Source organism: Miniphocaeibacter halophilus, assembly GCF_016458825.1.
In the GTDB taxonomy this organism is placed as follows: Bacteria; Bacillota; Clostridia; order Tissierellales; family Peptoniphilaceae; genus Miniphocaeibacter; species Miniphocaeibacter halophilus.
This window is the reverse complement of record NZ_CP066744.1, coordinates 415,365-435,425: the sequence shown is the minus strand read 5'-3', so window position 1 is coordinate 435,425 and position 20,061 is coordinate 415,365. Positions and strand designations below refer to the sequence as shown.

Below are 20,061 nucleotides of genomic sequence, written 5' to 3'. Positions count from 1 at the left end.
AACTTAATTGTATAACTATTTTAATATTTTATCGACCTAAGCTTGTTCCCTTTTAACATTAAATTGTAGCAATCTAATTCCACTATAAGTTTTTTATAGATGGTAATAGATTGCTACTTGATTTTAGTGCATATTTTTATTTAATTACTTTAATAGATTCTGGTCTTATTATTTTTATAATATCTATTAGATTTGTAAAGTTATTTTGTTCTTTCTTTTATTATACCTTGTTTATAAGCTTCAAATAAATCGGTTAATTCTTTAATACGTTTTTCTATTTCCTTACCCTCATCGGTATCCTTCACCAATAATCTTTCAGGGAAGCGTTCAGTTATATGAAGCTTTGGTGTATAGGCACCATGAACGGATTCCATTACTTCATAGTTACTATGCTCAGCCAAGGCTAGGTAGTGGGAGTTAAACATTAACGTGTAGCCGGCAATACCGGTTTTAGGTTGGTATGCTTTTGAAATTCCACCATCAATCACATACATTTTTCCATTTGCCGAAATAGGTTGTTGACCATCTTTTAATTTTACAGGAATATGACCATTTATTACATGGGAGGTCTTAGGATTTAAGTTAAATTCCTCGAAAATCTTATCGACAAACTCTTCTTTTTTACTAAGTTTAAAATATGGATCTGAAACTTCCTTACTAATAGGTAAATCTCTACCTATGAAGAAATTTTCAAAGGTGGACATTTTATGTTTACCAAATAAGGGAGATATTGGTCCACACCACATGTACCAAAATAAGTCTAAAACCTTTTGCCTTTCTTTTGAATTCAAAGATCTTGGTAGGTAAGCTGTCTCTCTAGCTTTTTCATCGAAGAAATCCATTAGGGATTTTCCGGAGTATTCAACACCGTCATAAACAAGGGTTTTGAAACTACCATCTTCGTTCATAGGTATACATCCATGGAAGAGCAAATTTGAATTAGTAACCTTGTAAACACTACCTTTATCGAACAAGAATTTTAAATGGGTTTGCATTTTTTCGCTATGTCTAAAGGAAGTATTTAAACTTTCAATAACCTCATGTTCTCTATCGGTTAATTCAATAGGATTGTCTCTATCTATTGTAGGGAAATTAGTATCAAGTAAAGGATATTCTTTTCCATCTTCTGGAATATAAACATTTTTGTCAAAGTCTATATTTTCTAAGGTAATTCTATGGTCCATGTTATATTGAGGATTTCTTTTTAAAATTTGACAGGCTAATTTAAACTGTATAATTGAAATTGCTTTATGCATTTTTGCAGTAGCATATTTATTAACACTGTAATATTTATTTTCATCAACTATTCTAGGCATAAATCTATCGCAAGGGTCATCTTTATAAACATCCATTGCAAAAGAATATAATGGTCTTAAGTTTATCCCATAGCCATCTTCAAGAGAATCAAAATTATTGTAACCTAAGGCTATTCTTACAACGTTTGCTACTAAGGCTCTGTTTCCAAGGGCAGCTCCCATCCAAATTATATCGTGGTTACCCCACTGTATGTCAATGTCGTGATGATCCATTAATACATCCATTATAATATCCGGTCTAGGACCTCTATCGAAAATATCACCAACAATATGCAAACAATCCACTGAAACATTTTGAATTAAATGACATAATGTTGTTATTATTTCTTTAGATGCATTTATTTCGATTATTGTATCAATTAAAGTATCAAAATAATCCTGTTTATTTATTTCAACATAGTCAATATGAAGCATTTCATCAATTAAATCCCTGTATGCTTCAGGTATTTTGTTTCTTACCTTTCTTCTAGAATATTTAGAAGTAACTACTTTTAACAATTTAATAAGGTTGAAAATGGTTTTCCTAACCCAGCTATCTGTAAAGTCACCGGATTTAGTCATTAAGGTTAGGAAATTAGATGGTTCATAAATTAAATTTGAAAGTTCATTCATTTGATCTTCTGTCATTTCATATTTAAATTCCTGGGAAATTTTTTGTCTTGTATTTCCGGAAGCAGATCTTAATATTCTTATAAATGAAGTATATTCACCATGTAAATCACTTAAAAAATATTCAGTCCCTTTTGGTAAAACGGAAATAGCTTTTAGTTTAACAATTTCACTAATAGTTTTTTCTATTGTATTAAATTCCTTCGACAACAATTTTAGGTATTTTAAATCATCCATTAAATATGCCTCCTTATATATATAATACTATAAAATAGTCAATATAAAGAATTTTAATACTATAAATTGTAAGAAAATATACAAAATAAATAAAATGTAAATATTAATTCAAAATAATAAAGAAATACTAGGAAATGGTGTATAAATATTCAAGAATGATTAAATGTTTAAAAATCTTAGTGTTGAAATTTCAACACTATAAAAAAAATATAATAAAATATACTAAAATATATCATTTTTTTTAAAAAAATATAACTTTTAGTCTAGTAAAGTTCCCATTTATTTGTTATAATATTAAACATTATTATAAATGAGACAGGAGTGACAAATTTGAAAAAGAATATTTTAAAAGTATTATCTACAGTTCTTGTTTTATCCTTTTTAGTAACAGGTTGTGTAGGTAATAATGACGCAGAAAAATCGACTGGTGCAGGAAAAGATGGTGCATCAAGTTCAGAAGAAATTTTAATAGGTGGAATATCGCCAATGACAGGTGAAAATGCTATCTATGGTATAACAGCTACAAACGGTGCTACATTAGCATTTAAAGAAATAAATGAAGCTGGTGGAATCTTAGGAAAACAAGTTAAGTTTGAAATTCTTGACGATAAAGGTGACAACACAGAAGCTGTTAACGCATTTAATAAGTTAGTATCCCAGGATGCAGTGGCAATAATAGGAGCAGTTACTTCAGCACCAACAGAAGCTGTTGCTCAACCGGCTGTTGATGAAAACATGCCTTTATTAACACCAACAGGAACACAATTTGGACTTACTAAAGACAGACCAAATGTATTTAGAGTTTGTTATACTGACCCATTCCAAGGTGAAATTTTAGCTCAATACACTGCTGAGAATTTAAAAGCAACAAAAGCGGCAGTTCTAACAAATAATTCATCAGATTACTCTGATGGTATTGCAAAAGCATTTGTAGAAAAAGCTAAAGAATTAGGTGTTGATATAGTTGCAGAAGAATCTTACGGAAAAGGCGATACAGATTTTAGAGCACAATTAACTAAAATAGCAGCTGAATCTCCGGAAGTTGTAGTTATTCCAGATTACTATAAGGAAATTGCATTGATTTCACAACAAGCTAAAGAAGTAGGAATTGAAGCTACTTTAATAGGTGGAGACGGCTGGGATGGAGTAGTTGAACAATTAGACGAATCATCTTATGCAGATGTAGAAAATTCAGTATTTACAAACCACTATTCATTACAGGATGAAAGTGAAAAAGTTCAAAACTTTATTGAGGCTTATAAAGGTGAATTTAATGAAAATCCATCATCATTTGCAGCTTTAGGTTATGACGCGGCTTATCTTTATAAAGAAGCAATAGAAAAAGCTGGCAGTACAGATAAACAAGCTATAGTTGATGCTATGAAAGAAATTGATTTTGAAGGAGTTACAGGAAACTTAAAATTTGATGAAAATAATAACCCTGTAAAATCAGTTTCAATGATTAAAATAGTTAATGGAGAATATACTTTAGATTCAGTAGTGGCTCCAAAATAAAATAAGGTTTTTAAAAGCCATCTCAAAAGAGATGGCTTATTTAAATAGTAAGGGGAGATTATATGAAAGAATTAATACTTCAAATAATCAATGGATTACAATTAGGAAGTATTTTTGCCTTAGTTGCTTTAGGATATACTATGGTTTACGGTATTGCCAAGTTAATAAACTTTGCCCATGGTGATATTCTTATGGTAGGTGCATATGTTGCCTTAGCGTCGGTTCCGATGTTAAGTAGTGCAGGATTGCCAATTTGGTTAGCAGTTGTACCGGCAGTGGTTTTTTGTGCTGTTTTAGGTATGGTAATAGAAAAAGTAGCCTATACTCCTTTAAGAAATTCTCCTAGAATTTCAAATTTAATTACGGCAATAGGAGTAAGTTTGCTTTTACAAAACGTAGTTATGACTTTTATTGGAGCAAATCCGCAATCATTTCCAAAAGTTTTCAATGTAAAACCATTGAATATATTTGGAATAAAAATTAATTTTAGTATTATTGTAACTATATTAGTTACCGGTATTTTAACTATATTATTACAATTGTTTTTAAGAAAAACAAAATTCGGTAAAGCTATGAGAGCTACAAGTGAAGATTATGGAGCTTCAAAATTAGTAGGAATTAACGTAAATCATACTATTTCAATGACTTTTGCAATAGGTAGTGGCTTAGCTGCAGTAGGTAGTATTTTATATCTTTCAGCCTATCCGCAACTTTTACCTAGTATGGGTTCTATGATGGGGATAAAAGCCTTTGTTGCAGCAGTTTTAGGTGGAATAGGAAATATTCCTGGTGCTGTTTTAGGTGGATTGATTTTAGGTTTAGTAGAGGCTTTAACTAAAGCCTATATTTCATCTCAATTAGCAGATGCCTTTGTATTTGGTATTTTAATAGTTGTATTGTTAGTTAAACCTACAGGTATATTAGGTGAAAATGTTAAGGAGAAGGTGTAATATGACAAGTACTAGAAAAATTTCATATGTAGCAATTGTTGCCTTAGTTGCCTTATTATACTTTGTAATATTTTTACTTAATGTAAATGGAGTGCTGGGAAATTATGAACTAGGTATAATGAATTTTATCTGTATAAATATAATTCTGGCTGTAAGTTTAAATATTACCGTTGGTTGTTTAGGACAAATAACATTAGGCCATGCAGGCTTTATGTCCATAGGAGCTTATGCAGCGTCCTTGTTTGTAAAATCAGGCATATTAACAGGACTTCCAGGATACTTAGTGTCCTTATTAGTAGGTGGAGTAATTGCCTTAGGAGTTGGAATATTAATAGGTATTCCAGGCTTAAGACTTAAAGGTGACTATTTAGCAATAATTACATTGGCTTTTGGAGAAATAATTAGAACATTAATAGAATATTTTGATTTTACAGGTGGAGCTCAAGGTTTAACGGGAATTCCAAGATACAGGGACTTTACTACTATATTTGTAATAACAGTTCTTTCAGTAATGTTTATGTACTCAATTATGACATCCCGTCATGGCAGGGCTGTTCTTGCCATTAGGGAAGACGAAATAGCAAGTGATGCAGTAGGCGTTAACACTACTTATTATAAAGTTTTTGCCTTTGCACTATCTGCAATGTTTGCAGGAATAGCCGGCGGAATGTATGCTCAAAATATGGGAAACATTACTGCAAGATACTTTGACTACAACAACTCAATCAATATACTTGTTATGGTAGTACTTGGAGGAATGGGTTCATTTACCGGAGCTACAATATCAGCCATAGTGTTAACAATACTTCCGGAAATGCTAAGGACATTTGCAGATTATAGGATGATTATATATGCCTTAGTATTAATTATAATGATGATATTCAGACCTACAGGATTACTTGGAAGAAAAGAATTCCAAATAACAAAAATTATTGATTTTATAAAAATAAAAATAAAAGGTTCAGATAAAGCAGGAGGTCATTTGAATGAGTAAATCCATATTAACAACAAAGGATATTTCAATAACCTTCGGTGGACTTAAGGCTGTAACAGATTTTAATTTAGATTTAAAATCCGACGAACTACTAGGCTTAATAGGACCAAATGGTGCAGGAAAAACCACTGTGTTTAATATTTTAACAGGGGTTTATAAACCTACATCAGGAGAATACAAGTTCAATGGAAGAAAAATCAATGGGGAAAAACCTCATAAATTAGTACAATATGGAATGGCTAGAACATTCCAAAATATAAGATTATTTTCTAATATGACTGTACTGGATAATGTAATAGTAGCTAATAACTTCAATATGAAATACGGTTATTTAACAGGAGCTTTAAGATTACCACGATATTGGAAAGAAGAAAGAGAAGCAAAGAAAAAAGCAATAGAATTACTTGAGATTTTTGACCTTGCTAAATATGCTAACTATACAGCTGGTAATATGCCTTATGGTAGGCAAAGAAAACTTGAAATAGCAAGGGCCTTATCAACAGGGGCAAAAGTGCTGTTTTTAGATGAGCCGGCTGCCGGTATGAACCCTAAAGAAACTGAAGAATTAATGGACACAATAAAACTAATAAAAGAAAAGTTTAATATAGCAATAGTTCTAATAGAACATGATATGAAACTGGTTTTAGGTATTTGTGAAAGATTAATAGTTTTAGACAGAGGTCATATAATAGCAGAGGGAGATCCTATAGAAGTAGTAAATCGTAAGGAAGTAATAACAGCCTATTTAGGTTCAGACGATGATGAAGAAAAGGAGGATGAATAATGGCTTTACTGGAAGTTTCAAACTTAAATGTTTATTATGGCAATATTCATGCTCTTAAAGGAATAGATCTAATAGTAAATGAGGGAGAAATAGTTTCGCTAATTGGAGCAAACGGTGCAGGAAAAACTACAACACTACAAACTATTTCAGGTCTACTTAGATCAAAAGCTGGATCAATTACTTTTAATGGAAAAGATATTACTAAGGAAAGAGCTCATAATATAGTTCGTTTGGGAATTGCACAAGTTCCTGAAGGTAGAAGGGTATTTGCTAATCTTACAGTTAGTGACAATGTAAGACTTGGTGCCTATACAATAAAGGACTCCCATGAAAATTTAAAGAGGGACAGAAAGAACTTCTATGATGTTTTTCCTAGAATGAGGGAGCGTAAAAAACAAATAGCCGGTACCTTATCTGGAGGGGAACAACAGATGCTAGCTATGGGACGTGCTTTAATGTCACGACCTAAACTTTTAATCTTAGACGAGCCTTCAATGGGGCTTTCACCATTATTTGTAAAAGAGATTTTTAATACAATAAAAAAATTAAATGAGCAGGGAACTACAATTCTTTTAGTAGAACAAAATGCGAAAATGGCCTTGGCCATATCGGACAGAGCATATGTACTTGAAACCGGAAGAATTTCTTTAGGAGGAGAAGCTAAAAAATTAGCTGAAAATCCTAGAGTAAAACAAGCTTATTTAGGAGCGTAAAAAGAAGGGAACCACCCTTCTTTTTTTGTGTAAAGCAGTTATTTAAAATCCTATTTAAAAATATTGAAAATATAAAATACCTACAAAACCATTTAGCTAAATATAAGAGTATAAATGAAGTTACAAAGACCATGATATAATTAATACTAGGACTCTAGATAGATTTAAAAAGGAGATTATTATCTTATGAAAAGATTACTAGCAGATATTCATATGCACACATTGGCCAGTGGTCATGCCTACGGAACAATAAGGGATATGGCAGCAGCTGCAAAAGAAAAAGGATTAGAGCTTATAGGAATTAGTGAGCATGGACCGGGAATTCCAGGTACTGTTGACTCGTTTTATTACTCAAACTTAGAGGTAATACCTAGAATTATTAAGGGAGTAGAAGTAATTCACGGATGTGAAATCAATGTTTTAAACAATGGGAAACTATCACTTGAAGAAGAATATATCGATTTATTAGATTATGCAATTGCAGGAATTCATAGATTATGCTACAAGGATGAAGGAAGGGAAAAAAACACCGATAATGTTATTAACTGTATGAAAAATCATAAGGTTCGCCTAATTTCCCACCCAGATGATGACAACACTCCTTTAGATTATGAAAGGCTAGTACAAGGGGCAAAAGAGTATAGGGTAGCTTTAGAAGTGAATAATAGTTCACTAGGAAAGAAAGAACAAAGGTTGAATTGCTATGAAAACTATAAAACAATGCTAAAACTATGTCACCAGTATAAAGTTCCAATAATAGTTAGTTCCGACGCCCATGATCCGAGTTGGGTAGGTAAATTCGATTTAGCCTATGAATTACTGGAAAAATTAGAAGTAGATGATGATTTAATCTTAAATAATAATGTTGAAAAATTAAAAAAATTTATTGGCTTAAATTAAGGGTAGAATTTTAAAATATAAATAATAGATATAGAAGAAAAAGAAGGGTTACGCCTTCTTTTTTGTGTATGATAAAATTAATGATAATGGGTATTAAATAATTACTATAAAAACAAAGGTGATAGATTTGGATATAAAAGAATATGAAAATATACTAAGAAGAAATTATGATTATAATAAAGATTCAGAAACGATGTGGGACAATAGGGCAGAAAAATATAATATTTCCCAGTTAAAAGATGATGACTCTATTACAGAACAGGTTTTAGATTATTTAGAAAAAAAGAATATTTTAAATAATGCAGATATTATAGATATTTGTGGTGGTAGTGGAAGGTATGCAATTCCCTTAGCAAAACAGGCTAGAACTGTTACAGTAACGGATATTTCCAATAATATGCTAAAATTTGCAGAAGAAAATGCAAAAAGGGAAAAGCTTACTAATCTTAAATTTGTAAAAACAAAGTGGGATGAAGTTGAATTGGAAAAGATGAATTGGAATAAAAAATTTGATTTATCATATGCCTCAATGTGTCCACCAGTAAGAACTCCTGAAGGCCTTAATAATCTAATAAAGTCTTCAAAAAAATATTGTATGGTCAATCAATTTATAGAAAGTAAGGACAATATAGAGGAATACCTAAAAACTAAAATACCAAAAATAAAGCGTTATGACCCTCACAATGACAGAGAATCGGTACAGGCAATTTTTAATATACTATGGTTAAAGGGCTATAGTCCTGAAATTTCATATGTAGAAGAAGAAACAGAAAAAAACATTACAGCAGAAAAAGCCTATGAAAGATATTCTAGAAAATACGAAAAAATATTTGAGGAAAACAAATTGGATTTTAAAAAAACAATATTAGAAATATCAAAAGACAAGGTAGTAAATATAAAATATAAAACTAAAATGGCAATTATATTTTGGGATATTAGAAAATAAAACCTGCTCTAAAAAGAGTAGGTTTTTTTAAGGAATAAAACTCTCCCATCTATTTCCAATAACTTCTTTAGCATCAACAACTATACAAAAGGCATTAGGATCAACTTGAAATATTTTACTTTTAACTGCTACTATTTTCTTTTCCGGAAAAGTACATAATAATACGTCCTTTTTTTCTTTAGAATAAGCCCCCTGACCTTTTAATAAGGTTGCACCTATTTGTAGTGAACGCATTAATTCAGAAGTTAAAAATTCAGTTTTATTAGAAATTATTAATGCGGTTTTTGCCGGAGTTCCTCCTGACTGTACAATATCTACAGTTTTTCCTATTATAAATAGAGATATAGTTGAATAAAGTCCTGTTGTAACATCAAAAAAATAAAAAGCTCCAAGTAATATTAAACCATCAATTAAAATTATAGATGTTCCTAGAGGTATCTTAAACTTATCATGAATAATCTGTTGTAAAATAGCAGTTCCACCACTTGAGCTTCCAGCTTTAAAAATTAAACCGGCGCCAGTTCCTGTAAATACTCCTCCAAAAATAGTTGCAATAAAAATATCGCCTGAATATTGGGGAATAAAATTAAAAATCCTAATAAAAACAGGAAGTAAAAAAGCACAAAATATAGTATTCAATGTATATTTCTTTCCTAAGAAATATAGGCTTAATCCTAATAAGGGTATATTTGAAATAAGTATAGAAACATCTGGGGAAATTCCTATTGTATGGTACAAGATTACACTTATACCACTAATACCGCCGGAAACTATTTCACTAGGGACTAGAAATACATTAAGTCCTATTGTAATAAAAAATGTTCCTAATATCATATAAAAATAATTTATAAAACTATTTTTCTTTATAGTTTTCATATTTTCACTTCCCTTCAATAAAATTTACAAGGAAATTATACCATAATTTACAAAAGATTGTAACAGATTAAACAATTTAATTTACTTATATGCCAAAAAGTGTATCAGTAAATTGTTATTAATAGAAAAAAATAATTTAGTTTTAAAAAGCTAATTAGGTTAAATAAATAGTGTATTTACAAGGCTTACATATATTTTAATTGGATAATTTATGTTTAAAATAATAAATATTTTAAATATAAGAATTATAATAATTTAAAGGAAAATTTGAGGAAATAAAAAATATTGGATTAAAAAGTTATTGTAATAGTATAATGTTTAAAACTACTAATTAGTGGTATATATAACTCGGGAAATTTATTTGGCATAAATACAGTAACTAATAAAAAATTATCTACCATAAATTTAATGTTTAATGTCACTAATTAGTGGTATAAATGACTTGGAGTAAAAAATAATTATAATGGATTACTGTAAAATAATTGTAAACATAAGGGATGAAAACCAAGGAGGAAGTAATATGTTAAAAAGAATAAACAACGAATACCTAGGACAAAGTGATTTAGGTTGGTTAAGAAGTAGATTTCATTTTTCCTTTGCAGAATATTATAATCCAAATAATATAAATTTTGGAAGACTTAGAGTTATTAATGATGACTTAGTTAAAGCCGGCAAGGGATTTACTTTACATCCACATATGAATATGGAAATAGTATCCTATGTAGTTGATGGTCAATTAACTCATACAGATAGTATGGGTAATGAACATACATTAACAAGAGGCCAAGTTCAATATATGAGTGCCGGTACAGGAGTTTACCATAGTGAAATGAATTATGGTGATGAAACTTTAAGATTTCTTCAAATTTGGGTAGTGCCGGACAAAAATGGGTATACACCTAACTACGGGGATTTTAGATATAATTGGGATGACAGAAAAAACAAATGGCTTCATATAGTTTCAAGCGTAGATGGAGATGCAAATGTAAAGCTACACCAAGATTTCAATATTTATGTTACTGAACTAGATGAAGGAAAAGAACTTGAATTTAAAGTAGAAGAAGGAAGACAAGCCTATATAGTTCAAATTGAAGGTAAGAGTAAAATAAATGACATTGAAATGTTTATGCGTGACGGAATGGAAGTAATAGAGGAAGATTTAAAAATTGAAGCTGTAGAAAAGTCCCACATTATGATATTAGAAATGAATAAAGAATAATTATAGGGGGATAGCATGGAAAAGAAAACAGAAGAAGTATTATTAAATGAAGGATACCGTAAATATAGTGGAAACGAAATAGACGTGTATTTTAATAAAGATATTTGTCAACATGCCGGCAAATGTGTTAAAGGAGATCCTGAAACATTTAACTTGGAAAGAAAGCCTTGGATACTTCCAAAAGATGAAAGAGTTGAAAAAATTAGAGAAGTAATTGATATTTGTCCGTCTGGAGCATTAAAATATAAATTAAAAGAAGAAGAATTTGTAAGACCATAGGAGAAAAAAATGATAGAATATAAAATTGAAGAAAAAAGATTTGCTGCTTATGATGGGGATAAGGAAGTTGGAGAATCAACTTTTTCTAAATCTTCCAATGAATTCATTATAATTGACCATACCTTTGTAGATGATAATTATAGAGGACAGGGTATTGCAGGGAAGTTAATAGAAACTGCAGTTAACTATGCAAGGGAAAATGGAATTAAAATTATTCCCTTATGTCCAACAGCAAGAATGATGTTTGACAGACATCCTGAATATAAAGAAGTAGAATACGGAAAATAATAAATATAACCTAAAGAAATAGTAGATACTATTCTTTAGGTTTTTTTTTATTTAACATTTTTATAAAAAAATTAAATAATTAAAAGAATAATTTAATAAAATAACAAAGTTTATTCTACGGAGAAATAAAATAGGATATAATATAAAGAAAAAGGGGAAAAATAATGAAAAAATTTTTGCTTAAAAAGAATATTTTTATTAGTCCAAGAATATATTTAATAGATGCAATGGGGGCTATGGCTTATGGACTATTTGCCTCACTACTAGTAGGAACAATACTAAATACTATTGGACAGGAATTATATATAAAATTTTTAACAGATGTCTTATGGCCGGTTGCACAAAGCGCAACAGGACCTGCAATAGCAGTGGCAATTGCCTATGCTTTAAAAGCTCCGGATTTGGTTTTATTTTCATCGGCTGTAGTAGGAGTGGCAGGCTATGAACTTGGAGGGCCGGTAGGTGTTTATATTGCAACGATATTTGCAGTGGAATTTGGAAAAGCAATTTCTAAAGAAACAAAATTAGATATTATTTTAACTCCTGTAGTGACGGTTCTAATAGGAATAATAATTGCTAACTTCATTGGTCCTAAAATAAACTATATAATGAAATTAATTGGAAATTTTATAATGTTTGCAACAACAACTCAACCATTTTTAATGGGAATATTAGTGTCTGTTGTAGTAGGAATAGTTTTAACCCTACCTATTTCTTCAGCTGCCCTATGTATGATGTTGTCATTATCTGGTTTAGCAGGAGGGGCGGCAACAATTGGTTGCTGTTGTCATATGGTAGGCTTTGCAGTTATATCCTTTAAAGAAAATGGATTAGAAGGGCTTGTTGCTCAAGGAGTCGGTACATCAATGTTACAAATGCCAAATATAATTAGGAATTGGAAAATAATGCTTCCTTCAATAGTATCTTCAGCCATAATTGGACCAATAGCAACCTTGGTGTTTAAAATGGAAAATACTCCCTTAGGTTCCGGAATGGGTACAAGTGGTTTAGTAGGTCAAATTGGAACCTTTAATGCAATGAGTGGAAATTATTCTACCACCTATATTCTTGGTGCCATATTTTTATTACATATAGCATTACCGGCCTTAATTTCCTATATAACCTATAAAAAACTATATAATATGAATTGGATTAAAGACGGGGATTTAAAATTATCAAATTAAAAAAATACTTTAAAGATTAATTTTAAACTAGGAGAAAATATACTTTTTATACTTTTTTATATATACTTAATTAAGTAATAATTAACGAAAGGAGGTATTGGTTTTGAATATATGGGAAACATTGGAAATAGAACCGACAGTTAATAAAGAAGAAATAAAAAAAGCATTTTATAGAAAAACAAATAAAATATCTGACAAAAATTCACAGGAATTTAAAGATTTATTAAAGATTTATAGTTTATTAATTAAAAAAATTGATGCTCCTAAAAAAGAAAATAGTGAAGATAAAAATAATAATAAGGAACATAATAAAGTTGAATCAAGTAAAGACAAGCCAAATAAACTTAAAATTACAGAACTTGAAATATCAAAAAAATTTAAAGAAATTATTACAATAGAATATTGGAATAATTACTATGATAAATTGGACCAGTCTATAGGAATAGTATATGATAATTTAATTAAGAATTTAGAAAAATTTGTATATTATAATTATCAAGCAATACCTAGGGAAACCTTAGAATTTATAATAAAAAAATTCAATCTTTTTAAAAATAAATCAGAAATAAAAGATGAAATTCTAAATACACCAAATTATATGATTTATAATATTGATGATTTTAGTTTTGAAGAAAATCTTAAATTCTATAATTTAAGATATGAAATCTTCTTTCAACTAAATAATGGCTATAAGGATATTAAAAATTTGGAAATACTATTTAATAAGGCAGAAAAACTTAATCCTAAGGACAAGGATTTAAAACTACTAAAGGTAACAGTTGGATTATTAGATGATATTGAAAAAAGTAAAGCTAATCCATTAGATTTAAAAAATACCTTAGAGATATTTAAACAAGTAGAAAAAATTGAAGATGATATATATACTTTTTATGAAAAAATATTAGAAGGAAACTCCTTAGAGGATTTTTCTAAAATAGATGAAAGTATTTTCGAGTTAAATACTAAGGACTATGTACCGGAATATTTAAATATATTTTTAAAAGGATTTGTAGAATATTCAAAAAGTGAATATGACCTAGCATATTCTATTTGGTTTGAAAATAAATTAGACCTTATTCCAACTAATTTGAAAAATATAAGCAAGAATTTAATTATAGATAAATATGAATATCTTTCTAAGGACCTTAAGAAGATACTAGTAAAAAAGGACTATATAAAAGGTAACTTTACCATAGAAGAAATAATATCAGACCAGGAATTATACTCAAATATAGAAAATTGGGAAAATTCCTTAAAATATTTAAAAGATTCAGAATTGGATATGGAAAATATTTTAAACTTTTTAAAAGAGAAATATATTGTAATACCTAAAGCTGTAATAGATTATTTATATAATACAATGGAAATAAATAGCGTAGATGAAAGTTTAATATCAAAAGAATTAAAAGATGAAATGAAAAATATTCCTAATTTTAATTTTAATAATAATATTCCAGAAAATCAGAAGGAAGATTTTTTCAGAAAAAGATATGAGTATTTTATTTTAAGTACAGATGAAAACAACCAAGACCTAGCAAACATTATATATGGGGAATTAAAGAAATATGGATTTGATTATTCCGTTGAAACAATAAGAGTTCAACAACTTTTTTTTAGTGAGTTAAAAAGTAATGTTCTTGGTAAAGATAGATTTGTAGAAACAGAAAAGAAAATAGAAGAATTAGCCTATTTAATTCCAACAAAAACCATAGAATTATATGAAATATTTTTAAAAGCTTATAAAAACGAAAATATTACTGAAGAAGAAGTTAATAAGGTTAAAAGCATGAGTAAAGATTCCTTAATAATTAGTTCAGATATTTACAACTTTATGATTTATTTTATCTATAAAATTGCCAATAAAAAAGAAGAGGCCTTGTATATAAGAGAATTACAAGCTAATATTTTCATAGAAGAATTGGAAAAAACTTCACTAAAAACAGAAGAAAAAGAAAGTAGTACAATATTAAGTAAAATAAAAAATATTTTCAATAAAAATTAGAGCGAAAGCTCTTTTTTTATTGAAAAATTAAAATATATAACCGAATAAATAATGTCTAATGCAATAAACATATACCATAAAGAATGGTATAATAAACATAGTTCAATATTTTAATAAAAAAATATAAAAGGTGACTTTATGAAAAATAAAAAAAATAAAAGAATGCAGGTAGCTAGAATAATGAAAGATTATTCCCAAGAGGATTTAGCTAATGTAGTTGGCGTTGCCAGACAGACCATAGGACTTATAGAAAACGGAAAATATAATCCTTCTTTAAAATTATGCATAGACATTTGTAAAGCGTTGGATAAAACATTAAATGACTTATTTTGGGATGAAGAGGATATATAGTTAGGAGGAAAAATGACATTACTTAGGGCGATATTTAAAAACAAAAAAATCAAATTAGATGAAAGGGAATTAATAGAATTTAATAAGATCTATAGATTATCTTATCTCTTGTTGTTAATTTGTACTTGGGTGTACTTTGAATTTTTTGAGAATTTAGAGTATAGCAGTTTTATATTTGCAGGCTATGTAGGAGTTATTTGTCTAATAGGCGTACTTAGAATGACAATGAAAGGCTTAAGAATATCCTTTAGAAATTTAGACTTATTAATACCAGGAGTTTATTTTAATGGACTTAATTCAATAGGGATTTTATCGTTTGTATCACCAATAATTACTGATATATATATTTATTTATTATTGTTAATTATTTTTGGTATATTAATTTGGATAATATTTAGTATATCCTATAAGTATGGAATAAAAAAACTAGAAAAGGAATTAGAAGAATAACTATAACTTTATTAATCTCCTACAATAGAAAAATAATGTTTTAGAGCCTTAAATAAGGGCTCTTTTTATTTTGCTTAATTTAGAAGAAACATTTGACAATGTAACTTTAAGGAGTATAATAATAACTATAAGCAATATAAACATTGCATAGAGTAATGAAAAGGTGGTTATTATGAAAAGTAAATATATTATTGATTATACGGACAAAAAACCCTTATTTATACCTATTATTGGAGAAATATACTTAATTGAAAAAATAATTGATAATTTTAGTAGAAAATCTTCAAATAATATTATACTTGCTATTTACATTGTATTTTTAATAGTAGCAGTAATACTTCATTTAAGATATATTGTGAAGTATTTTGCAAATAGAAGTAATAAATAAAGGAGCCTAGTAGCGTGAATGAAATTATTAAAGAAATTATTAAAGAAATTCTTAAGAACAAGAACATATATATTTTTTTGATTTTTATTTTTTTCAGTTACTTTCTAGGGACAATCCTAGGTAAACTCCTATATTATCTATCTCACTAAATAATATAGGAGTGTAATGTGAAATATTTAGGTATTAATAGTTATTAAATGCGTTAAATATTGTTGTTAAAGTCAGCTATATTTCAAAGGGTTTATAAATATAAAAATCAAAAATTATAGGGAGAGTAATAAAATGCCCAAGGTTAAAAATAAAAGAAAAAGAACTTCCAGCTTAGTACTCTTATGTTTAATTATAACAATAATGTTTTCTACCAGCAGTTTATATCAAGGAGAAAATATTTATGGGAAATATGGAGAAAAGGTAGGAAAGGCTATATATTGGTTTGGAAAAGGACTTGGCAAAATGGGGGAAGATTTGGGAAACGGATATTACCCTGGTATAACCACAAATCATTAAAGTACAATTTTTTCAGGTATAGTGTTTGGAGTTTTTATTATAAACAAAAAGACAGCAAATTTTCAATTGCTTAATTTAGTCTTGTGCCATCCTATATATTGTAAGTAGATTTGTTGAGCATATTTTTTAAACTAAAGAAATAAAGTAATATAATATTGGAATAGCTGTTTTGTCAATAAATTAAAAGGGAAGGTTAAAGATAGATAGTAATGCAAGAACAATCAACGGGAGAAAAATGAGAAGAATAGTTTTTTTTATTTGTTTTATAATATTAAATTTAATTCCTGATTTAATAATGGTTGATATAAATTTAAATCAACCAACTTTAATATTATTATACTCAGCTATGTTTATATTTATTATTATTTTCATAGTAAAAAAATATAATAATCAACTAAATACTTATAATCCTAATGGTTTTGGTAAAAATCCATTAAGTAAAAAACTTATTCTGTTTCTTTTAGGAATGTTATTTATAAATGAGTTATTTATTTTAATTTTTAATTATTTTATCCAAAACATTTCTTCAAATCAGCAAGCAATAATTGAATTTATAGGATTAAACCGGATTATTACATTTTTAAGAGTTGTTATTTATGGACCTATATTAGAAGAATATATTTTCAGGGGAATATTTTTTAATTATTTCTTTAATAAAAATAATTTTTTTAGTAATTTCTTAGCTGTGTTTGTATCAGGAATTGTTTTTGCTTTAGTACACGAGGCTTCACTGTCTCTTAATTTGTTGTTGTATTGTATTGGAGGATGGATATTTGGAATAACATATATGTACACTAAAGATATACGTTACTCAATAGCTCTTCATTCCATACACAATTTAATTCCTATGTTAATTCTAATAAATATACTTTAATAAGTTAGATAGGTCATAAAAAGTAGTTGTTTTACTGGTAATATAATTAGAAAAACTAAAAAAATGTTCAGACTTACATTAAATGTAAATGCATAAAATTTACTAGATACTATAAAGGTTAAGGGAGAAAAAACATGAATGCTTTAAGAATAGTTAATACTATATCCATTGTGCTAGTAATAATTACTTGGGAGAGTATAGGGAAGAAAATAAATAAAAAAACAAAATATGTTGGTTTATTTGTTTCATTTCTAACAATAAGTAATATCGCACAATTTTTTCTGTCTAACATAGATTTAGATAGTGTAATTACCAGTCTATTAATGTCATTAATAGTAGTACTGCTCTCATTTTTTAATGATTTAAACAAGGAAAAAATAAAAAAATGAAGTTATGGAATATGAAATATTTACTGTAGGTGGTATTTTTAAAAATAAAATAAATTATAAAAAGCTTTTGATTAGTTTTACATCTAATCAAAAGCTTTTTTAAGTTGGTGGAACAAATTGTTTCTTCACCAGCTTCATCTTATTAGTCTGGTATTTCTATTTATTTTTCCTCTATTTCTATTAATGCTTCAATTTCAACAGGAATATTTCCGGGAAGTACATTTACACCAATGGCAGAGCGTGATGCAATACCAATTTCTTCTCCAAAAACATCATATAATAATTTTGACGCTTCATCAGCTACTTGAGGTTGATTAAAAAAATTGTCATTACTAGATACGAATACAAGTATTTTTGCAAAGGTTTTAACATTATTTAAATCACCTATGTTGTCTTCTATAACTGATAATACATTTAAAATACATCTTTTAGCAGCTTCTTTTCCCTGTTCTTCAGTTAATTCTCCTCCGATTTTTCCAATTAAAACCTCTTTATTCTTATCTTGTGGACCACAACCGGAAATATATGCTAAATTGTTTCCGAATTTTTTTAAGGGAGCATACACCCCTCCTTTAGCAGGTGTTTCTGGTAATTTGTAACCTAATTTTTCTAATCTTTCATAAACATTCATATTTATTATCTCCTATTATAAATTTTTTATATTCCTATAAAGATACTTAAATCCTTTTAGTGCAAAAGGTATATTATCATTAGGAAAAATTGTGTTTTTTATATAATTTGAATTTTGCAAGAGTATTTTAAAAGTGTTTTGTATATTAGAATTTCCTATAACTATTGCTGTTTTACAATCCTTCCAGTAGGACTTACAGTATTTTTCAAGGGATTGTATTACACCACCGTTAATTATTCCTTGTAAATATGATAATCTGTAGTTTGAATCCTCATAGTTAAAAGTTTGCATAATTTGTGTTATATATAATGCTCTTGTAAATCCAAATTTTTTCAAATTAGCAAGACCTAAAGTCAGAGCCTTATCAACTAGTGAAAAATCATCTGTTTTTGAAATTGGGCTTAAGATAGTATCCTGCAATATAGCATGATATAATTCGCCCGTAAAATTTGAAATTATATCTAGTATTGTATTATTTTCTACAAGAATTATCTGTGTATGAGACCCTGGAATTATTATGGCGATTTTATCGTTTTTTAAATTTTTTGGAATATTAGAAAAGACTCCAATAGTTTCCATTTCTTCACCACGCATCATATTTGTAAATTCTATACTATCTTTGCTAGTTTTCACTCCAGGTATTAAAAAGATATCTTTTTTGAAAAATCTATTTTCAAATACTCTTTCCAATTCATTGGAAAAATCTTTTAGACTGACAGGAGTGTTTAAATGAGGAATTTCCTTTAATCCAAATTTAGATGTAATCATTCCGGATGCATAAATCTCATATACTTGCTTGTATTCAATATTATTTTTATTGAGAATTTCCAATAATAGTTCATATAATTTATTTACTAATATTTCATTTGACCCGTGTACTGCCGAATCCTTGGAACCGATAGGATATTTTTTTGAATCTAATAATTCTAAATTACTATTTAGTAGGTAAATTCTAGTATTAGTAGTTCCTGAATCATAATAAATAATATATTTATCCATAACTATCCTATAATTTGCTTATATAATTCAGCTTTTTTAGTAATGTTGTCAAAATTTTTATTTAAAACATCATTAACATTAACTAGATTACTTCCAAGTCCAAATATATTTATTCCTATTTTTTTAAAATCCTCAATATTATTTTTATCCACTGCTCCAACAGCGGCAAATTTTAAATGGCTTAAAGGAGCCATTATAGACTTTAAATAAGAAGAACCGAAATTCCCGGCAGGAAATATTTTTATAATATCTGCTCCGAAGTTATATGCATTCATAGCTTCAGAAGGAGTCAATGCTCCAGGTATGGAGATTTTATTTAATTCCTTGGTTCTTTTTATAACATCTTCATCTACATTTGGAGATATTATATACTCAGCTCCTGCTTCTACAGCCTTGTCAACTTGGTTGGCAGTAAGGACTGTACCAGCACCTACAAAAAGTTCGTTTTCATATTTGTTTTTTAATTTGGAGATACTTTTTAAAGTATTTACTCCATCAATATCATCTTTGTGATTAAAAGTAACCTCAAGGCAATTAATTCCGCCCTTAAGAAGAGCGTTTGCAACTGGTAGAATGTCGTCACTACTTACTCCTCGAATAATTGCTATTATCTTTGAATTCAAAATTTTTTCAAAAGCTTTTGTCATGTTCTTGTCTCCA

General features: G+C 28.4%; 23 protein-coding genes. 18 read left to right on the top strand and 5 right to left on the bottom strand.

The features are described from left to right. Positions 1 to 200: 200 nt before the first annotated feature. Positions 201 to 2,162, bottom strand: coding sequence for a fructose-1,6-bisphosphatase (locus tag JFY71_RS02075; protein ID WP_243661397.1), 1,962 nt, complete (start codon positions 2,160 to 2,162; stop codon positions 201 to 203). A 321-nt stretch (positions 2,163 to 2,483) separates the two neighbouring features. Between JFY71_RS02075 and JFY71_RS02070 the strand changes: the two genes are divergently transcribed. From JFY71_RS02070 to JFY71_RS02040, 7 genes are all read left to right on the top strand, one after another. Then, positions 2,484 to 3,677, top strand: a complete 1,194-nt coding sequence (locus JFY71_RS02070) for an ABC transporter substrate-binding protein (RefSeq protein ID WP_243661396.1) — start codon at positions 2,484 to 2,486, stop codon at positions 3,675 to 3,677. A gap of 62 nt (positions 3,678 to 3,739) precedes the next feature. Then, positions 3,740 to 4,627, top strand: coding sequence for a branched-chain amino acid ABC transporter permease (locus JFY71_RS02065; RefSeq protein WP_243661395.1), 888 nt, complete (start codon positions 3,740 to 3,742; stop codon positions 4,625 to 4,627). 1 nt (position 4,628) lies between these two features. Continuing rightward, positions 4,629 to 5,621: a branched-chain amino acid ABC transporter permease gene (locus tag JFY71_RS02060; RefSeq protein WP_243661394.1), complete on the top strand. Its 993-nt coding sequence runs from the start codon at positions 4,629 to 4,631 to the stop codon at positions 5,619 to 5,621. Then, complete coding sequence (locus JFY71_RS02055; RefSeq protein WP_243661393.1) at positions 5,614 to 6,405, top strand: ABC transporter ATP-binding protein; 792 nt, start codon at positions 5,614 to 5,616, stop codon at positions 6,403 to 6,405. Before JFY71_RS02060 ends, JFY71_RS02055 begins: the two co-directional genes overlap by 8 nt. Then, complete coding sequence (locus tag JFY71_RS02050) at positions 6,405 to 7,118, top strand: ABC transporter ATP-binding protein (RefSeq protein ID WP_243661392.1); 714 nt, start codon at positions 6,405 to 6,407, stop codon at positions 7,116 to 7,118. The genes JFY71_RS02055 and JFY71_RS02050 overlap by 1 nt, the downstream gene beginning before the upstream one ends. A gap of 186 nt (positions 7,119 to 7,304) precedes the next feature. Next, positions 7,305 to 8,018: a phosphatase gene (locus JFY71_RS02045; RefSeq protein ID WP_243661391.1), complete on the top strand. Its 714-nt coding sequence runs from the start codon at positions 7,305 to 7,307 to the stop codon at positions 8,016 to 8,018. Positions 8,019 to 8,145: 127 nt separating this feature from the next. Continuing rightward, a complete protein-coding gene (locus JFY71_RS02040; protein WP_243661390.1) occupies positions 8,146 to 8,964 on the top strand; it encodes a class I SAM-dependent methyltransferase in 819 nt (272 codons plus the stop codon). A gap of 27 nt (positions 8,965 to 8,991) precedes the next feature. Here JFY71_RS02040 and JFY71_RS02035 read toward each other — a convergent pair whose 3' ends face one another. Then, complete coding sequence (locus JFY71_RS02035; RefSeq protein ID WP_243661389.1) at positions 8,992 to 9,840, bottom strand: YitT family protein; 849 nt, start codon at positions 9,838 to 9,840, stop codon at positions 8,992 to 8,994. A gap of 520 nt (positions 9,841 to 10,360) precedes the next feature. On the opposite strand from JFY71_RS02035, the gene JFY71_RS02030 reads away from it, so the two are divergent. From JFY71_RS02030 to JFY71_RS01980, 11 genes are all read left to right on the top strand, one after another. Then, positions 10,361 to 11,059 carry a pirin family protein gene (locus JFY71_RS02030; RefSeq protein WP_243661388.1) on the top strand — a complete coding sequence of 233 codons (699 nt, stop codon included), beginning with the start codon at positions 10,361 to 10,363 and terminating at the stop codon, positions 11,057 to 11,059. Positions 11,060 to 11,074: 15 nt separating this feature from the next. After that, entirely contained in the window at positions 11,075 to 11,338 is a 264-nt protein-coding gene (locus tag JFY71_RS02025) for a (4Fe-4S)-binding protein (RefSeq protein ID WP_243661387.1), read from the top strand. Positions 11,339 to 11,347: 9 nt separating this feature from the next. After that, on the top strand, positions 11,348 to 11,626 hold the full coding sequence (locus tag JFY71_RS02020) for a GNAT family N-acetyltransferase (protein ID WP_243661386.1): 279 nt from the start codon (positions 11,348 to 11,350) through the stop codon (positions 11,624 to 11,626). Positions 11,627 to 11,790: 164 nt separating this feature from the next. Continuing rightward, positions 11,791 to 12,810 (top strand): PTS sugar transporter subunit IIC, encoded by a 1,020-nt coding sequence (locus JFY71_RS02015; RefSeq protein ID WP_243661385.1) that lies wholly within the window; start codon positions 11,791 to 11,793, stop codon positions 12,808 to 12,810. A 103-nt stretch (positions 12,811 to 12,913) separates the two neighbouring features. Further along, positions 12,914 to 14,812, top strand: a complete 1,899-nt coding sequence (locus JFY71_RS02010; protein ID WP_243661384.1) for a hypothetical protein — start codon at positions 12,914 to 12,916, stop codon at positions 14,810 to 14,812. A gap of 138 nt (positions 14,813 to 14,950) precedes the next feature. Then, complete coding sequence (locus JFY71_RS02005) at positions 14,951 to 15,163, top strand: helix-turn-helix transcriptional regulator (RefSeq protein ID WP_243661383.1); 213 nt, start codon at positions 14,951 to 14,953, stop codon at positions 15,161 to 15,163. Between the two features lie 12 nt (positions 15,164 to 15,175). Beyond that, complete coding sequence (locus JFY71_RS02000) at positions 15,176 to 15,613, top strand: hypothetical protein (protein WP_243661382.1); 438 nt, start codon at positions 15,176 to 15,178, stop codon at positions 15,611 to 15,613. A gap of 172 nt (positions 15,614 to 15,785) precedes the next feature. Then, entirely contained in the window at positions 15,786 to 16,001 is a 216-nt protein-coding gene (locus tag JFY71_RS01995; protein WP_243661381.1) for a hypothetical protein, read from the top strand. Between the two features lie 282 nt (positions 16,002 to 16,283). Further along, positions 16,284 to 16,508, top strand: coding sequence for an enterocin 1071A family bacteriocin (locus JFY71_RS01990; protein ID WP_243661380.1), 225 nt, complete (start codon positions 16,284 to 16,286; stop codon positions 16,506 to 16,508). A 235-nt stretch (positions 16,509 to 16,743) separates the two neighbouring features. Beyond that, positions 16,744 to 17,382: a CPBP family intramembrane glutamic endopeptidase gene (locus JFY71_RS01985; RefSeq protein WP_243661379.1), complete on the top strand. Its 639-nt coding sequence runs from the start codon at positions 16,744 to 16,746 to the stop codon at positions 17,380 to 17,382. A 134-nt stretch (positions 17,383 to 17,516) separates the two neighbouring features. After that, positions 17,517 to 17,771 (top strand): hypothetical protein, encoded by a 255-nt coding sequence (locus tag JFY71_RS01980; RefSeq protein WP_243661378.1) that lies wholly within the window; start codon positions 17,517 to 17,519, stop codon positions 17,769 to 17,771. Between the two features lie 160 nt (positions 17,772 to 17,931). Here JFY71_RS01980 and JFY71_RS01975 read toward each other — a convergent pair whose 3' ends face one another. The 3 genes from JFY71_RS01975 to JFY71_RS01965 are packed head-to-tail and all read right to left on the bottom strand — an operon-like array spanning position 17,932 to position 20,048. Beyond that, positions 17,932 to 18,402 (bottom strand): RidA family protein, encoded by a 471-nt coding sequence (locus JFY71_RS01975; RefSeq protein WP_243661377.1) that lies wholly within the window; start codon positions 18,400 to 18,402, stop codon positions 17,932 to 17,934. Positions 18,403 to 18,417: 15 nt separating this feature from the next. Continuing rightward, positions 18,418 to 19,401: a 2-dehydro-3-deoxygalactonokinase gene (locus tag JFY71_RS01970; protein WP_243661376.1), complete on the bottom strand. Its 984-nt coding sequence runs from the start codon at positions 19,399 to 19,401 to the stop codon at positions 18,418 to 18,420. Between the two features lie 2 nt (positions 19,402 to 19,403). Beyond that, positions 19,404 to 20,048, bottom strand: a complete 645-nt coding sequence (locus JFY71_RS01965; protein WP_243661375.1) for a bifunctional 4-hydroxy-2-oxoglutarate aldolase/2-dehydro-3-deoxy-phosphogluconate aldolase — start codon at positions 20,046 to 20,048, stop codon at positions 19,404 to 19,406. Positions 20,049 to 20,061: the final 13 nt, after the last annotated feature.

What these genes read in the sequence shown, in the direction of transcription:
- JFY71_RS02075 (WP_243661397.1), bottom strand. Translation starts at nt 2,162, where the DNA reads ATGGATGATTTAAAATACCTAAAATTGTTGTCGAAGGAATTTAATACA.
- JFY71_RS02065 (WP_243661395.1), top strand. Translation starts at nt 3,740, where the DNA reads ATGAAAGAATTAATACTTCAAATAATCAATGGATTACAATTAGGAAGT.
- JFY71_RS02060 (WP_243661394.1), top strand. Translation starts at nt 4,629, where the DNA reads ATGACAAGTACTAGAAAAATTTCATATGTAGCAATTGTTGCCTTAGTT.
- JFY71_RS02055 (WP_243661393.1), top strand. Translation starts at nt 5,614, where the DNA reads ATGAGTAAATCCATATTAACAACAAAGGATATTTCAATAACCTTCGGT.
- JFY71_RS02050 (WP_243661392.1), top strand. Translation starts at nt 6,405, where the DNA reads ATGGCTTTACTGGAAGTTTCAAACTTAAATGTTTATTATGGCAATATT.
- JFY71_RS02045 (WP_243661391.1), top strand. Translation starts at nt 7,305, where the DNA reads ATGAAAAGATTACTAGCAGATATTCATATGCACACATTGGCCAGTGGT.
- JFY71_RS02035 (WP_243661389.1), bottom strand. Translation starts at nt 9,840, where the DNA reads ATGAAAACTATAAAGAAAAATAGTTTTATAAATTATTTTTATATGATA.
- JFY71_RS02030 (WP_243661388.1), top strand. Translation starts at nt 10,361, where the DNA reads ATGTTAAAAAGAATAAACAACGAATACCTAGGACAAAGTGATTTAGGT.
- JFY71_RS02025 (WP_243661387.1), top strand. Translation starts at nt 11,075, where the DNA reads ATGGAAAAGAAAACAGAAGAAGTATTATTAAATGAAGGATACCGTAAA.
- JFY71_RS02020 (WP_243661386.1), top strand. Translation starts at nt 11,348, where the DNA reads ATGATAGAATATAAAATTGAAGAAAAAAGATTTGCTGCTTATGATGGG.
- JFY71_RS02015 (WP_243661385.1), top strand. Translation starts at nt 11,791, where the DNA reads ATGAAAAAATTTTTGCTTAAAAAGAATATTTTTATTAGTCCAAGAATA.
- JFY71_RS02005 (WP_243661383.1), top strand. Translation starts at nt 14,951, where the DNA reads ATGAAAAATAAAAAAAATAAAAGAATGCAGGTAGCTAGAATAATGAAA.
- JFY71_RS02000 (WP_243661382.1), top strand. Translation starts at nt 15,176, where the DNA reads ATGACATTACTTAGGGCGATATTTAAAAACAAAAAAATCAAATTAGAT.
- JFY71_RS01995 (WP_243661381.1), top strand. Translation starts at nt 15,786, where the DNA reads ATGAAAAGTAAATATATTATTGATTATACGGACAAAAAACCCTTATTT.
- JFY71_RS01990 (WP_243661380.1), top strand. Translation starts at nt 16,284, where the DNA reads ATGCCCAAGGTTAAAAATAAAAGAAAAAGAACTTCCAGCTTAGTACTC.
- JFY71_RS01985 (WP_243661379.1), top strand. Translation starts at nt 16,744, where the DNA reads ATGAGAAGAATAGTTTTTTTTATTTGTTTTATAATATTAAATTTAATT.
- JFY71_RS01980 (WP_243661378.1), top strand. Translation starts at nt 17,517, where the DNA reads ATGAATGCTTTAAGAATAGTTAATACTATATCCATTGTGCTAGTAATA.
- JFY71_RS01975 (WP_243661377.1), bottom strand. Translation starts at nt 18,402, where the DNA reads ATGAATGTTTATGAAAGATTAGAAAAATTAGGTTACAAATTACCAGAA.
- JFY71_RS01970 (WP_243661376.1), bottom strand. Translation starts at nt 19,401, where the DNA reads ATGGATAAATATATTATTTATTATGATTCAGGAACTACTAATACTAGA.
- JFY71_RS01965 (WP_243661375.1), bottom strand. Translation starts at nt 20,048, where the DNA reads ATGACAAAAGCTTTTGAAAAAATTTTGAATTCAAAGATAATAGCAATT.